Source organism: Oleiphilus sp. HI0061, from assembly GCF_001635675.1.
On record NZ_LWFE01000929.1, the window covers coordinates 1 to 462 of the forward strand.

Consider the following 462-nt stretch of genomic DNA (forward strand, 5'->3'; position numbering starts at 1 on the left):
GAGATAAAGGGTAAGCTACGTAAGCATAAACTACATAGTGTTTGTGAAGAGGCTTCTTGCCCGAATTTGGGAGAGTGCTTCGGCGGCGGCACCGCTACCTTCATGATAATGGGGGATATATGTACTCGACGATGTCCGTTTTGCGATGTTGCTCACGGTCGTCCCAAGCCACTTGCTGAAAACGAACCTCGTGAGTTAGCGATTGCAATTGCAGATATGGCTTTGCGTTATGTTGTGATTACCTCCGTAGATCGTGACGATTTGCGTGATGGTGGTGCTCAGCACTTTGCTGATTGTGTAAACGAAATCAGAGAACGTAGCAGCGATATTGAAATTGAGATATTAGTGCCAGACTTTCGTGGCCGTATGGAAGTTGCGCTCGATATCCTAAAGCAAACACCGCCAGATGTGTTCAACCATAACCTTGAAACAGTTCCTTCTCTTTATAAAAAGGTTCGTCCT

At 45.9% G+C, this 462-nt stretch carries 1 protein-coding gene; it reads left to right on the forward strand.

Annotation, left to right across the window (positions count from 1 at the left end):
• A partial coding sequence (locus A3735_RS10925) for a lipoyl synthase (RefSeq protein WP_156499607.1) occupies window positions 1–462 on the forward strand: 462 nt, incomplete at both ends.